We start from the raw sequence: 13,236 nt of genomic DNA, 5'->3' as shown, positions 1-13,236 counted from the left end.
GTCTTTCCTCCAGTTGCGGTACCGGGAGTGCGGGAGTCGGTCCCACGCGGATCGGTTCTCATGCCGCCTCCTCGAAGAAATCGGGAAGCAGGCCGCGGGACCGGCCCAGGGCGCCGAGCGCGGCGCCCGCCGCCCCGACACCGCTGCGAACCGCACTCTCCATGGTCGCGGGCCACCCGGTGGCGGTCCACGCTCCGGCCAGGTACAGGCCGGGTGCCTTGGTGCGGGCGCCGGGCCGGAGCCGGCCGACGCCGGGGGCGGGAGCGAAGGTCGCGGTGCGCTCCCTGGTCACGAAGAAGTCCCTCACCTCAGCGCCCCGGGCGCGGGGCAGCAGCCGCTCCAGCTCGGGCAGGTACCGCTCACGCAACGTGGCCACGGGCTCGTCGATCTCGTGCTGCGCGGTCGACTGCGACAGCGCCAGGTACTGACCCTCCTTCAGCCCGGAGGCCTCGGTACGGTCGAACACCCACTGCACGGGGGTGCCGAGAGCGGCGAGGAACGGCGCGGCGAGCACCTTGCGGTCGTAGACGACGTGGACGTTGAGGATCGGCGCCGTGCCGATCTCCAGCAGGTCCCCGGGGGCGTCGAGGGCGCCCGCGGGCAGCAGCTCGTGCGCCTCGCGCTGCGGTACGGCGAGGACGACCGCGTCCGCCTCCAGGGTCTCGCCCGGGACCTCGACGCTCCACCCGCCGTCCTCCTCGGCACGGACGGCGGTGACCCGGGTGCGGACCTCGGTCCGGACGCCCGCGGCGTCGAGCGCCTCGCGGGCCAGCCCGTCGTGCAGGTCGCCCAGCGGAACCCGGGCCCACCCGATGTCAGCGGCGCCCGGGTCGGAGAGCAGACCGGTCTTGAAGACCATCGCGGCGAGACCCAGCGAGGCGTCGCCGGCGACCGCGTTGAGGGTGGCGACGCCGACGAGGTCCCACAGCGCCTCGACGGCGCGGGCCGACTGGCCGTGCGCGGCCAGCCAGCTGCCGAAGTCCTGGTCGTCCAGCGCCGGATCGGCGAGGTCCAGCCCCTTGAGCGCGAGCGCGGCCCGTCCGACCCCGGCCCGCTCGGCGAGCGAGAGGTGCGGGTAGGTGGCGAGGCTCCGCCCCAGGTGCAGGGGTACGGGCAGCGCGTCGCGCCGCAGCCTGCCGAGCCGCCGCCCCGCGGGCCGGGCGAGGTCGACGACCGGCACGTCGAGACGTTTTTGCACCGGAGCGAGCGCCGTTCCTCCGATGCGGTCGAGGAACCAGCGGTAGGCGGTGCAGCAGCGCAGGTAGACGTGCTGGCCGTTGTCGACGGTGAGGTCGCCGCGCTGGAAGGAGAAGGCGAGCCCGCCCAGTCGGGGCCGGCCTTCGAGCAGGGTGACGCGCACCCCGGCATCGGCGAGCGTGAGGGCGGCGGTGACCCCGGCGAGTCCGCCACCGACCACGACGGCGTGTCCGCCGGGGCGCAGGGCGGAGACGTCCGCGAGCTGTCCGCCGTCCCGCGTGCCGTTGCCGTGCGTCATGGTGCGCCCTTCCCTGTCCGGTCGCCGCGGTGTTTGAACGGCGTACGGCCGACCGTCTCAGTCAGGGACGCCGACCGCCACCGGAGGGTTGCCCGCCGCTCCCCACCGGACGCGTCGCTCCGCTCCGGAGTGTCGAGTGTGCCGGGTGCGTCCATCAGGCGCGCCTCCGGACGGCCCGTCGGGTGACGTGCCGGGCGTCCAGCCCGGACAGACCGCGCACGGCGACGTACGCCTTCTCGCGTCCGGGGAGCGAGACCCGGCCGCGCAGGACGGCCTCCGGGTCCCGCTCGATGCGGTCCAGGAGGCGGCGGTAGATGCCGGCCATGGCGGCCACGCAGGCACCGCTGCGCCGGTCGAGCATGGGCAGCAGCCGGTAGCCCTCGGCGAACAGGGCACGGGCCCGCCGCACCTCGAAGTGGACCAGGCCCGCGAAGTCGGAGCCCGCGGGCGGCGTCGGCCCGCTGAACCCGGCGGAGCAGCCGAACTTGGCGAGGTCGTCGGCCGGCAGGTAGGTCCGCCCGCCCTCGGCGTCCTCGCGGACGTCCCGCAGGATGTTGGTGAGCTGGAGCGCGAGGCCGAGCGTGTCGGCGTACTCGGGCGCGCGTTCGGCGCCGCGCGCCCCCCGTTCGGTACCGAAGACGCCGAGCGAGAGGCGGCCGATGGCACCCGCCACGCAGCGGCAGTAGACCTTCAGGTCGTCCCAGGTCTCGTAGGTCTCGCCCCGCAGGTCCATCTGGACCCCGTCGATCAGCTCGTCGAGTCCGCCGAGGGGGATCGGGAAGACCCGCGCGGCGTGGGCGAGGGCGACGGCGACCGGGTCGGTGTCGTCCTCGTCCACCGCGCCCTGCTGGATCCGGGCGAGCACCGCCCGCGTCTCCTCCAGACGGGCGACCTTGACGTCGCCCGCCAGGTCGCCGTCGCCGATGTCGTCGACGCGGCGGGAGAACGCGTACAGCGCCGACATGGCGCGGCGCTCGGGCGTCGGCAGGAGCCGGATGCCGTAGGCGAAGTTGCGGGCCTGCTGTCCGGTGACGGCCTCGCAGTAGCTGTAGGCGGCGAGTACCGGTGCCGACGTGTGCGCTGACGACTCCACGGTCCCGATCACCCCTCTCCTCGCAGGGTCACGCCCACCTCGCGCAGCAACTGGAGCTTGCCGGGCTTGGGCGGGCCGGGAAGTACGTCGTGATCGGCGGCCTCGATCGCCCGGACGGCCGCCCTGCCCCCCGCCAGGAACCCCGCGAGCAGCAGGCGGAGCCTGCCGCGGACACTGCCCACCAGGGGGGCACCCTCGCTCAGCAGGTCGCGGGCGCGGCCGGTCTCGTGGGCGATCAGGGCGCGCACCGAGGCGCCGGCGGTGGGCGCGGCGAGGTCCGTCTCCTGGACGTGGAAGCGTTTCATGTCCTCGGCGGGCAGGTAGACACGGTCCCGGGCCAGGTCCTCGGCGACGTCCTGGAGGTGCTCGACGATCTGCAGGGCGGTACAGATCGCGTCGGACCGGCGGATCCGCTCCGGCGTCGAGGTGCCGGTGACGGCGAGAACGAGGTGACCGATCGGATTGGCGGACAGCTCGCAGTAGGCGAGCAGGTCGTCGTAGGTCTCGTACCTCCTCACCACCTGGTCCTGGCGGTTGGCGGCGATCAGGCCGAGGAAGGGCGCGGGGGTCAGCGAGCGGCGGCGCACGGTGGGCTGCAGGCGGCGCAGCAGCGGGTGGCGGGGGGTGCCGTCGAAGACCCTGCGCAGGTCGGCCTCGAAGGCGTCCAGCATCAGCAGCCGGTCGTCGGCGCGGTCGCCGGGGACACCGAGGAGGCGGGCGTCGGCGCCGCCGGGGGCCAGGTCGCCGTCGCCGATGTCGTCGACCAGACGGGCGAAGCCGTAGACGGCCATGAGGTCGGTGCGCCAGTCACGGGGGAGGAAGAAGGGGGCCACGGGGAAGTTCTCGTTCGCCGCCTTGGCGAGGGTGGCGTGCTCCGGGTCGACGGCGCGGGCCGTGTGGGCGGCCGTCATCGCGGGCAGCCCTGGGCGGGGACGGCGCACGCGTCGCGGAGGTGGGGAGTTTCCGTCGCCATTGCCGTCACATCTCCCGTTCTACACTGCCGACCCAATACACACTATTTCGGACACGCCGCCCGACCGCCCGCGCGGCGGGCCCGCTCGAGGGTGTCGGGCGTTATCGCCCCATGTGCCGCGTTTTTCGGGACCGGTCCAGCTTACGTTGTACGACTCAGCGCGGTCCGCAGGGGTCCTCCGAGCATCACGAGAACACTTCGGCCGTCCTCAACATTCCGGAGCACAGCGAGAGTTGACGCATTCTTTGCAGACGCGGGCCCCGCCGGAACAGTTCCGGCGGGGCCCCGGCGTGTCGTCCTACTTGCCCGTGAACTTCTCGTACTCCTTGAGCACCTCGTCGGTCGGGCCGTCCATCCGCAGCTCGCCGCGTTCCAGCCACAGGACGCGGTTGCAGGTGTCCCGGATGGACTTGTTGTTGTGGCTGACGAGGAAGACGGTGCCGGCTTCCTTCTTCAGCTCCCGGATGCGCTCCTCGGAGCGCGCCTGGAACTTGCGGTCGCCGGTGGCGAGGGCCTCGTCGATCATCAGGACGTCGTGGTCCTTGGCGGCGGCGATGGAGAACCGCAGGCGGGCCGCCATGCCGGAGGAGTAGGTGCGCATCGGCAGGGTGATGAAGTCGCCCTTCTCGTTGATCCCGGAGAAGTCGACGATGTCCTGGTAGCGCTCCTTGATCTGCTCGCGGGACATACCCATGGCCAGACCGCCGAGGATGACGTTGCGCTCGCCGGTGAGGTCGTTCATCAGGGCCGCGTTCACGCCGAGGAGCGAGGGCTGGCCGTCCGTGTAGACCTTGCCGCGCTCTGCGGGGAGCAGGCCGGCGATGGCCCGCAGCAGGGTCGACTTGCCCGACCCGTTGGAACCGATCAGGCCGATGGCCTCGCCCCGGTAGGCGGTGAAGGACACACCCCGTACGGCGTGCACCTTGCGCACGCCCCGGTCCTCGCCCCGCTTGATCATGCGGCTGAGAGCCGCGGTCGCGCTGCCCTTGCCGGTCCTGGCGCCGTTGACCCGGTAGACGATGTGCAGTTCGTCCGCGATGACCGTCGGCACCCGCTCGCCCTGCTGCTGCTCAGCCACGGCCGTACCTCTCCTCCGCCTTCCAGAAGTACACGAAGCCGCCCACGGCCAGGACCACGGCCCAGCCGAGCGCGACCGCCCAGACGTGCGGCGGCAGGTTCTCCGAGCCGTACCCGTCGATCAGCGCGAAGCGGATCAGGTCCATGTAGACGGCGGCCGGGTTCCACTGGAGGACGTCCGCCAGCCAGGTCGGCTTGTCCTCCAGCATGATCGGGATGGAGAACATGACGCCCGACGCGTACATCCACGTCCGCATGATGAACGGCATCAGCTGGGCCAGGTCCGGCGTCTTGGCGCCCATCCGGGCCACGATCAGCGCCAGGCCCATGTTGAAGAGGAACTGCAGGAGCAGCGCCGGGACGACCAGCAGCCAGGACAGGGTGGGGTAGCTGCCGAAGCCGATCACCACCGCGAACAGGACGATCATCGACGCCAGGAGCTGCTGGAGCTGCTGGAGGGCGAAGGAGATCGGGAGCGAGGCGCGCGGGAAGTGCAGCGCCCGCACCAGGCCGAGGTTGCCGGAGATCGCGCGCACGCCCGCCATCGCCGAGGACTGGGTGAAGGTGAAGACGAACACACCCGTCACCAGGAACGGGATGTACACGTCCTTCGGCATGCCCTTGCCGGCGTTCAGGATCAGACCGAAGATCGTGAAGTAGACGAACGCGTTCAGCAGGGGCGTGGCCACCTGCCACAGCTGGCCGAGCTTGGCCTGGCTGTACTGCGCGGTCAGCTTCGCCTGCGAGAAGGCGAGGATGAAGTGCCGTCGGCTCCAGAGCTGACGGACGTACTCCGGGAGGGACGGCCGGGCCCCGCTCACCGACAGTCCGTACTTGGCGGCGAGCCGGGCCGGTGTGAGGCCCTCGTCGGGCGACACGGGCTTGGTCAGGGCGACCGTGCCGTCGTGCGTTGTCTCACTCACTGGGGGAAACTTTCGTCTTCGGAGTGCTCGGCCGCGCGGGCCTGGCATGGACCTGTTGGCCCCGGGCGGACCGGGACGCTTCCGGACACGAGCTTGTCAGATCACGGGAGGCCGGCCCAGCCGGGTCAGCCGCCACACCGTACGCCACCTCATGGGCCGGCGGGGGCCGCAGGGGGTGGCCCAGCCCTCGCGGAAGCCGCCGAACCAGGCCTTCAGGGCCGGTCGCGAGGGTCGGCGCAGCAGGGTGAGCAGCATCCACACGCCGAGGTAGACCGGGACGAGCAGCGCGGGAAGGTTTCGGCGGGCGAGCCAGACGCGGTTGCGGGCGACCATGCGGTGGTAGACCGCGTGCCGCGACGGCGCGGTCGTGGGGTGGTTCAGCACCATGTCCGACCGGTAGTCGATCATCCAGCCGGCGTCGAGGGCCCGCCAGGCCAGGTCGGTCTCCTCGTGGGCGTAGAAGAACGCGTCCGGCAGGCCGCCGACCTGCGTGAGGACGCGGGTGCGTACGGCGTTGGCGCCGCCGAGGAAGGTGGTGACCCGGGAGGAGCGCATCGGGTCGGAGGCGCGCAGCCGCGGGACGTGCCGGCGCTGGGTCTCGCCGGTGTCCGGGTCGGCGATGCGGAAGCTGATGATGCCGAGCCGGTCGTCGGCCGCGAAGGCCTCGCGGCACAGCTCGGCGGTGTCGGTGCGGGCGAGCAGGCCGTCGTCGTCCAGGAAGAGCAGGATGTCGACGTCGCTGCCGCCCGGCCCGAAGGCCTCGATGCCGACGTTGCGGCCGCCGGGGATGCCCAGGTTCTCGGGCAGCTCGACGGTGCGCACGCCCTCGGGCACCTCCGGGACGGGCGAGCCGTTGCCGACGACGACCACCTCGACCGGGTCGCCGTCCTGCCCGGCGACCGAGTCGAGCAGGGCGCGCAGCTCCTCGGGGCGGTTGCCCATCGTGATGACGACGGCGCCGACCTTCATGGCCCCGCTCACTTCAGCCTGCTGGAGGCGAGGATGGACACCAGGTGCAGGAGGGTCTGCAGCAGCGCGATACCGGCGAGCACGGCGGTGCCGAGGCGGGTGAAGAACAGGTCGCCGCGGCTCTCGTCGACGATGGCGAGGACGAGGATCAGCAGCGACGCCTCGATGCCGAGGATCAGCCGGTGGAACTTGAGCGCCCCGGCGGCCCGGCGGGCCAGGGCCATGCCGGAGGAGCGCGGCTCGGACGCGGACTCCTGGACCGGCGCCTTCCCGGTCTGGTGCCGGGCCACGCCGACCAGGTCGGTCTCGGCCTTGATCAGGATGGCGCCGAGAGCGGCCAGGGTGCCCAGGAAGGCCCACAGCCAGTCGATGCGTCCGGTGCCCCAGATGTCGGCGGCGCGCAGGCCGAGGCCGACCAGGACCGCGGCATCCGTCAGGTAGGCGCCGACCCGGTCCAGGTAGACCCCGCCGAGCGAGTACTGCTTCTTCCAGCGGGCGACCTCGCCGTCGACGCAGTCCAGCAGCAGGTACAGCTGGACCGCCACGACGCCGAGCACGGCGCCCGTGATCCCCGGCACCAGCAGCGCCGGGGCCGCGAGCACGCCGCAGACGGTCATCAGGTACGTGAGCTGGTTGGGCGTCACCCTGGTGTTCACCAGGTAGCGGTCGATCCGCAGCGAGACCTCGCGCATGTAGAGGCGTCCCGCCCAGTGCTCACCGCTGCGCCGGTCCTTGACCCCGGCGGGGTGGACGACCGGACGTAGTTCAGCTACCGATGGCCTTGACATAGTCGGCGTACAGGTCCTTGATCTGGTCGGTGTTCAGGTCGAGGTGCTCGAGGATCGTGTAGCGGCCGGGCCGGGTCTGCGGGGCGTACTCCACGGCCCGGAAGAACTCCTCCGGGGTGAAGCCGATCTCCTCCGGCAGCACCGGAAGCCCGTGCCGGCGCAGCACCTCGGCCATGTGGGCGGACTCCTCGTGGGCCCCGCGCAGGTACATCGCGAAGGCCGCGCCCAGGCCGCACTGCTCGCCGTGGGCGGCCGCGCGCTGGGGGAAGAGCAGGTCGAAGGCGTGGTTGATCTCGTGGCAGGCGCCGGAGGCGGGCCGCGAGTCACCGGAGACCGACATGGCGATGCCGGTCAGGACCAGGCCCTCGGCGAGCACCTGGAGGAAGTCGTTGTCGCCGACGCCGCCCGGGTGGCGCAGGACGGCCTCGCCGGCCTGGCGGGCCATCGCGGCGGCCAGGCCGTCGATCCGCTCGCCCTTGACCCGGTTGGCCAGTTCCCAGTCCGCGATCGCGGAGATGTTGGAGACGGCGTCGCCGATACCGGCGCGCACGTACCGCACCGGGGCCTCGCGGATGACGTCCAGGTCGATCACGACGGCGATCGGGTTCGGGACGCCGTAGGAGCCGCGGCCCGCGTCGTTGTCCAGGGTGGCGACCGGCGAACACAGGCCGTCGTGCGCGAGGTTGGTCGGCACGGCGACCAGCGGGAGGCCGATGCGGGCGGCCGCGAACTTGGCGCAGTCGATGATCTTGCCGCCGCCGAGGCCGACGACCGCGTCGTAGTGACCGGCCTTCATGGCGCCGGCCAGCTTGATCGCGTCGTCCAGGGTGCCGCCGCCTACCTCGAACCAGTCGGCACCGGGGAGCGACGGGGCGACGCGCTCGCGCAGCCGGGCGCCCGAGCCGCCGCTGACGGCGACGGCGAGCTTGCCCGAGTGGGAGATGCGCTCGTCGGCGAGCACGCACCCCAGGTCGTCGAGGGCACCCGCGCGGATGTCCACGACGACCGGCGACGGGATGAGCCTCGTCAGTACTGGCACGCGATCTCCCTGCCCTTGGCGAGGTCGTCGTGGTTGTCGATCTCGACCCACTTGACCTCGCCGATCGGCGCCACGTCGACCTTGAAGCCGCGGTTGACCAGCTCCTGGTAGCCGTCCTCGTAGTACAGCTGCGGGTCGCGCTCGAAGGTCGTCTTCAGGGCGTCGGCCAGCTCCGCGGCGGCCTCGCCCTCGATGAGGGTGACGCCGATGTACTCGCCGGTCGCCTCGGAGGGGTCCATCAGCTTGGTGATGCGCTGGACGCCCTTGTCGGGGTCGACGACGACCTTCATCTCCTCCTCGGCGAGGTTCTTCACCGTGTCGAGGGCGAGGATGATCTTCTTGCCGTCGCCGCGGGCGGCGAGCAGCGTCTTCTCGACGGAGACCGGGTGCACGGTGTCGCCGTTGGCGAGGATCACGCCGTCCTTGAGGGCGTCACGGCCGCACCACAGGGAGTAGGCGTTGTTCCACTCCTCGGCCTTGTCGTTGTCGATCAGGGTGAGCTTGACGCCGTACTTCTGCTCCAGCGCTTCCTTGCGGTCGTACACGGCCTCCTTGCGGTAGCCGACGATGATCCCGACCTCGGTCAGGCCGACCTCGGCGAAGTTCGCGAGGGTCAGGTCCAGCACCGTGATGCTCTCCTCCGCCCCCTCGGGGCCGACCGGCACCAGTGCCTTGGGCAGGGTGTCGGTGTAGGGGCGCAGACGCCGGCCGGCGCCGGCCGCCAGCACGAGGCCGATCATGCGGGTTCTCCTTCGTCGTGTACGGCGGGTGCGCCGCCCTGGTGGGCGGCGACCCAGAAGCGGATGCTCTCGACGAGCACCACGAGTGCCACGGCCACGGCGAGGACCGTGAGCGCGACCTTGAACTGTGTGGCGGTGAGGAGCACGGCCAGCACGGTGATCACCAGCGTGCGGCCCTCGTGCCCCCCGATCGTCCGCACCAGCCACTGCGGCGGCGCGCCCGCGCCACCGCGGATGCGGTAGACCGTGTCGTAGTGATGGTAGGCGACTGCCGTAACCAGGCCGAAAGCCGCCGGAAGGGCCCCGTTCACGTCCGCTTTCGCCGCCAGCACCAGCACGGTGCCGTACTCGGCGGCGCGCAGGAACGGGGGGACCAGCCAGTCGAGGGCGCCCTTGAGGGGGCGGGCGACGGCGAGACCGGAGGTCAGGACGTAGGCGACGGCCGCGACGGCCGGCCAGGGGCCGCCGAAACCGGTGAGCGCCGCCGTGACGACGACGGCGAGGCCGCCGAGGAGGGCGACGGCGGGGGCGGTGAAGCCCGGCAGCCGGCGGACGGGCCTGCGCAGCCCCGCGGCGACGGCCTCGGCGAGCGGGCCGGAGTCGGCGAGGTCGGCCAGCGCCTTCGCGGCCCGGTCGGTGCGCGTCGCCTTCCGGGTCAGCGAGCGCAGGACCCGGCCGGCGGTGGTGTACGTGGCGGCGAAGGCGCAGCCGACGAGCAGTGCGTAGAAGGTGATGCGCGGGGTGGTGACCGCGGTCAGCACGGCGATCATGGCCCAGCGTTCCCCGATGGGCAGGACGATCATGCGGCGCACCCAGACCGTCCAGCCGACGCTGTCCAGCTTGTCGGAGAGGGCGGCGGTGGGGCTGGTGTTGGCCGCGGCGTCGTGATTGGCCTCGTTGAAGGAGAAGTCGACGACGTGCCGGCAGGTCTGGAGGACCATCGCGCCGAGGGCCAGGGCCCACACGTCGTCGCCGCCGCGGGCTGCGCCCAGGGCGAGGCCCGCGTAGTAGGCGTACTCCTTGGCCCGGTCGAAGGTGGCGTCCAGCCAGGCGCCGAGCGTGGAGTACTGGAGGGAGTAGCGGGCGAGCTGTCCGTCGGTGCAGTCGAGGACGAAGGAGGCGATGAGCAGGACGCCGGCGGCGACGAAGCCGCCGCGGGTGCCGGTCGCCGCGCAGCCCGCCGCTATCAGCGCGGTGATCAGCGAGGCGGTGGTGACCTGGTTGGGGGTCAGTCCGCGGCGCGCGCACCAGCGGGCGACATAGCGGGAGTAGGGACTGATGAAGAAGGTGGTGACGAAGCCGTCGCGGGCCTTCACGGCCGACCTCAGACGTACGGCCTCGTCGTCGACGGCGGCGACGGACTGCCGTGCCTCGTTGCGGGCCTGCGGGTCCGCGGGGACGGCGGCGACGAGGCTGCCCAGCTCGGGCCGGTACACGTCGGCACCGTCGGCGTCGAGGGCGGCGGTGATCCGGTCGGGGAGGCTCTCCGGAACCCCTTCGCCCGCCCTCACGTGCGCGGGAGCGGGGCCGCCGACGGCGAGGTTCTCGCGGGCCATCGCGCGGGTGAGGGCCTGGCGGGCCTCCGGCCGCGCGGTCACGGCGCCCGGGAGCGCGGCGAGCGGGAAGCGGGGGTCGGTGAGGCCCAGGCGCAGGGAGTGCAGGTGGCCGACGAAGCGGGCGTCGACCAGGGCGACCCGCTCTCCGGCGGACACCTGGGCGAGCAGCAGCTCGGCATCGGCCGCGCCGGAGGCGGCACGCACCTCGAAGCCCAGGGACCGCAGCTCGCTCTCGATCGACGAACCGGGGACCGGCTGACCGGTGAGGATGGCGGTCGGCAACCGAACTCACTCCCTGGTGCCGACGCCCGGGGCGCCGGTCCTGTGCATGGTGGGACGCCCGCGCCTGCGGCACCCGGGCGGCATGTCGGCAGAGGTTATCGGATGCCCCGAACGCCGTGTTCACCGCCCGTTTCACGGTCGGTCGGCACCCCGTGCACCCGTCTTTGCCGCGATCATCATCGTGGATGCGGGCCCCGCCCCACAAACCGCGCTCCCAGACCGGGCATCGCGGACATCGCGAAGCGTCCGAGGGCGGGTACGGAGGGTCATCGCGCCGGGTGGGCGGCGGTGCTCGACCGCGGCTCGGGCGACCCTCACCCGCACCTCGAAGGCTCTGACCTGCACAACGTTTCCGCAGGTCAGAGCAGATGACAACGGTGTTCAGTGCCGCGTTGCCCGATACCCCCCGCCCGTAGTTGACTGTGAGCCGGACACCGATGGCGAGGACACGGGAGGCGGCTTCTCATGGGGGCTGGGCACGATCACGGGCATGCGCACGGGGCGCGCGCCGGGGGCACGGCGACCGCCGCGTACCGGGGCAGGCTCCGGGTGGCGCTGGCGATCACGCTCTTCGTCATGGTGGTCCAGATCGTCGGCGGCATGCTCGCGGACTCCCTCGCCCTGGTCGCCGACGCCGCGCACATGGCGACCGACGCCCTGGGGCTCGGCATGGCGCTGCTCGCCGTCCACTTCGCGAGCCGGCCGCCGAGCGACCGGCGCACGTTCGGCTTCGCCCGGGCGGAGATCCTCGCGGCCCTGGCCAACTGCGTGCTGCTGCTCGGCGTCGGCGGCTACGTGCTGTTCGAGGCGATCGAGCGCTTCATCACACCCGCCGACACCGAGGGCGGGCTGACCGTCGTGTTCGGCGTGATCGGCCTGGTCGCCAACACGGTCTCGCTGACCCTGCTGATGCGGGGCCAGAAGGAGAGCCTGAACGTGCGGGGCGCCTTCCTGGAGGTGGCGGCCGACGCGCTGGGCTCGGTGACCGTGATCGTCTCGGCGCTGGTGATCCTGGCCACCGGCTGGCAGGCGGCGGACCCGATCGCCTCGCTGGTCATCGGCGTGATGATCGTGCCGCGGACCTGGCGCCTGCTCCGCGAGACCCTGGACGTGCTGCTGGAGGCCGCACCCAAGGGCGTGGACATCGCCGAGGTGCGCGCCCACATACTGGCGCTGGACGGGGTGGAGGACGTCCACGACCTGCATGCCTGGACGATCACCTCGGGCCTGCCGGTGCTCTCGGCACACGTGGTGGTGAACGGCGAGGCACTGAGCGCGATCGGCCACGAGAAGATGCTCCACGAGTTGCAGGGCTGCCTCGGCGACCACTTCGACGTGGAGCACTGCACCTTCCAGCTGGAGCCCGGCGGCCACGCGCAGCACGAGGCACGGTTGTGTCACTGAGCCGCGCCCCCCGGCAGGCTGCCGAAGGGGGCGCGCGCGTGAGGGAACGCGCCGGGCGGCGCAGCCGTCCGCCGGTCGACCGCTTCCTGTCTCCCGGGCACTCGGGCCGGTGACGCCCCCGCGCGGTTCCCGGCCCCGGCGGTCGGGAACGATCAACCTTCGGGCCCCCTCTCGGCGTCCGACCGGTCACGGCCGCGGCCCGCGCCGCAGCGGGACATGCGGAGTGCCGGGAAGTGCCGAGAGTGCCGGATTCGTACGGCACACTTGGGGCGCGAGGACCGATGTGAAGGATGGGTATGCCGATCACTCCTGCCACCGCGACGCACAACGCGTCGAACGGCACCGCAGACGCGATTTTGCTGGAACTGGTCGACGAGGACGGCGTGACGATCGGCACCGCGGAGAAGCTCTCCGCGCACCAGCCGCCCGGACGGCTGCACCGCGCGTTCTCCGTGTTCCTGTTCGACGAGCGGGGGCGGCTGCTGCTCCAGCAGCGGGCGCTCGGCAAGTACCACTCCCCCGGTGTGTGGTCCAACACCTGCTGCGGTCATCCCTATCCCGGTGAGGCGCCCTTCGCGGCGGCGGCCCGGCGGACGTACGAGGAGCTGGGGGTCTCCCCGTCGCTGCTGGCCGAGGCCGGCACGGTGCGCTACAACCACCCGGACCCGGCCTCGGGGCTGGTGGAGCAGGAGTACAACCACCTCTTCGTGGGTCTGGTGCAGGCGCCGCCGCGGCCCGACCCGGAGGAGGTGGCCGAGACGGCCCTGGTGTCTCCGGCCGAGCTGATCGAGCGGCACGGGAAGGACGCCTTCTCCGCGTGGTTCATGACGGTGCTGGACGCGGCCCGGCCCGCCGTCCGCGAGCTGACGGGACCGTCGGCCGGCTGGTGAGCCCGGT

The 13,236-nt window shown here is 72.3% G+C and carries 13 protein-coding genes; 2 read left to right on the top strand and 11 right to left on the bottom strand.

Annotation, left to right across the window (positions count from 1 at the left end; translation table 11 throughout):
* Positions 1–58 precede the first annotated feature (58 nt).
* The 11 genes from hpnE to ACZ6EG_RS18640 form a co-directional block, all read right to left on the bottom strand.
* Positions 59–1,495, bottom strand: a complete 1,437-nt coding sequence (hpnE, locus tag ACZ6EG_RS18690) for a hydroxysqualene dehydroxylase HpnE (protein WP_391972370.1) — start codon at positions 1,493–1,495, stop codon at positions 59–61.
* Positions 1,492–1,650, bottom strand: coding sequence for a DUF6380 family protein (locus ACZ6EG_RS18685; RefSeq protein WP_391972371.1), 159 nt, complete (start codon positions 1,648–1,650; stop codon positions 1,492–1,494). The genes hpnE and ACZ6EG_RS18685 overlap by 4 nt, the downstream gene beginning before the upstream one ends.
* Complete coding sequence (hpnD, locus tag ACZ6EG_RS18680; protein ID WP_356612732.1) at positions 1,650–2,600, bottom strand: presqualene diphosphate synthase HpnD; 951 nt, start codon at positions 2,598–2,600, stop codon at positions 1,650–1,652. The genes ACZ6EG_RS18685 and hpnD overlap by 1 nt, the downstream gene beginning before the upstream one ends.
* On the bottom strand, positions 2,597–3,499 hold the full coding sequence (gene hpnC / locus ACZ6EG_RS18675) for a squalene synthase HpnC (RefSeq protein WP_469605778.1): 903 nt from the start codon (positions 3,497–3,499) through the stop codon (positions 2,597–2,599). The genes hpnD and hpnC overlap by 4 nt, the downstream gene beginning before the upstream one ends.
* Positions 3,500–3,859: 360 nt before the next feature.
* Positions 3,860–4,639, bottom strand: coding sequence for an ABC transporter ATP-binding protein (locus ACZ6EG_RS18670; RefSeq protein WP_391972374.1), 780 nt, complete (start codon positions 4,637–4,639; stop codon positions 3,860–3,862).
* The gene (locus ACZ6EG_RS18665) at positions 4,632–5,561 is read right to left on the bottom strand and encodes an ABC transporter permease (protein WP_391972375.1); all 930 of its coding nucleotides are present in this window, start codon (positions 5,559–5,561) and stop codon (positions 4,632–4,634) included. The genes ACZ6EG_RS18670 and ACZ6EG_RS18665 overlap by 8 nt, the downstream gene beginning before the upstream one ends.
* A 96-nt stretch (positions 5,562–5,657) precedes the next feature.
* Positions 5,658–6,530: a glycosyltransferase family 2 protein gene (locus ACZ6EG_RS18660; RefSeq protein WP_361018338.1), complete on the bottom strand. Its 873-nt coding sequence runs from the start codon at positions 6,528–6,530 to the stop codon at positions 5,658–5,660.
* Between the two features lie 8 nt (positions 6,531–6,538).
* Positions 6,539–7,318: a CDP-alcohol phosphatidyltransferase family protein gene (locus ACZ6EG_RS18655; RefSeq protein WP_391972376.1), complete on the bottom strand. Its 780-nt coding sequence runs from the start codon at positions 7,316–7,318 to the stop codon at positions 6,539–6,541.
* The gene (locus tag ACZ6EG_RS18650) at positions 7,296–8,357 is read right to left on the bottom strand and encodes an iron-containing alcohol dehydrogenase family protein (RefSeq protein WP_391972377.1); all 1,062 of its coding nucleotides are present in this window, start codon (positions 8,355–8,357) and stop codon (positions 7,296–7,298) included. The genes ACZ6EG_RS18655 and ACZ6EG_RS18650 overlap by 23 nt, the downstream gene beginning before the upstream one ends.
* The gene (locus ACZ6EG_RS18645; RefSeq protein WP_391972378.1) at positions 8,345–9,097 is read right to left on the bottom strand and encodes a phosphocholine cytidylyltransferase family protein; all 753 of its coding nucleotides are present in this window, start codon (positions 9,095–9,097) and stop codon (positions 8,345–8,347) included. The genes ACZ6EG_RS18650 and ACZ6EG_RS18645 overlap by 13 nt, the downstream gene beginning before the upstream one ends.
* On the bottom strand, positions 9,094–10,935 hold the full coding sequence (locus ACZ6EG_RS18640) for a DUF5941 domain-containing protein (protein WP_469605770.1): 1,842 nt from the start codon (positions 10,933–10,935) through the stop codon (positions 9,094–9,096). The genes ACZ6EG_RS18645 and ACZ6EG_RS18640 overlap by 4 nt, the downstream gene beginning before the upstream one ends.
* A 465-nt stretch (positions 10,936–11,400) precedes the next feature.
* Here ACZ6EG_RS18640 and ACZ6EG_RS18635 point away from each other — a divergent pair, with 465 nt between their 5' ends.
* On the top strand, positions 11,401–12,339 hold the full coding sequence (locus ACZ6EG_RS18635; protein ID WP_391972380.1) for a cation diffusion facilitator family transporter: 939 nt from the start codon (positions 11,401–11,403) through the stop codon (positions 12,337–12,339).
* A 296-nt stretch (positions 12,340–12,635) separates the two neighbouring features.
* Positions 12,636–13,229 (top strand): isopentenyl-diphosphate Delta-isomerase, encoded by a 594-nt coding sequence (idi, locus tag ACZ6EG_RS18630; RefSeq protein ID WP_391972381.1) that lies wholly within the window; start codon positions 12,636–12,638, stop codon positions 13,227–13,229.
* Positions 13,230–13,236: the final 7 nt, after the last annotated feature.

This window comes from Streptomyces sp. NPDC041968 (assembly GCF_055589025.1).
Note: the sequence above shows the minus strand (reverse complement) of the source record. Positions and strands in the feature narration are given on the sequence as shown.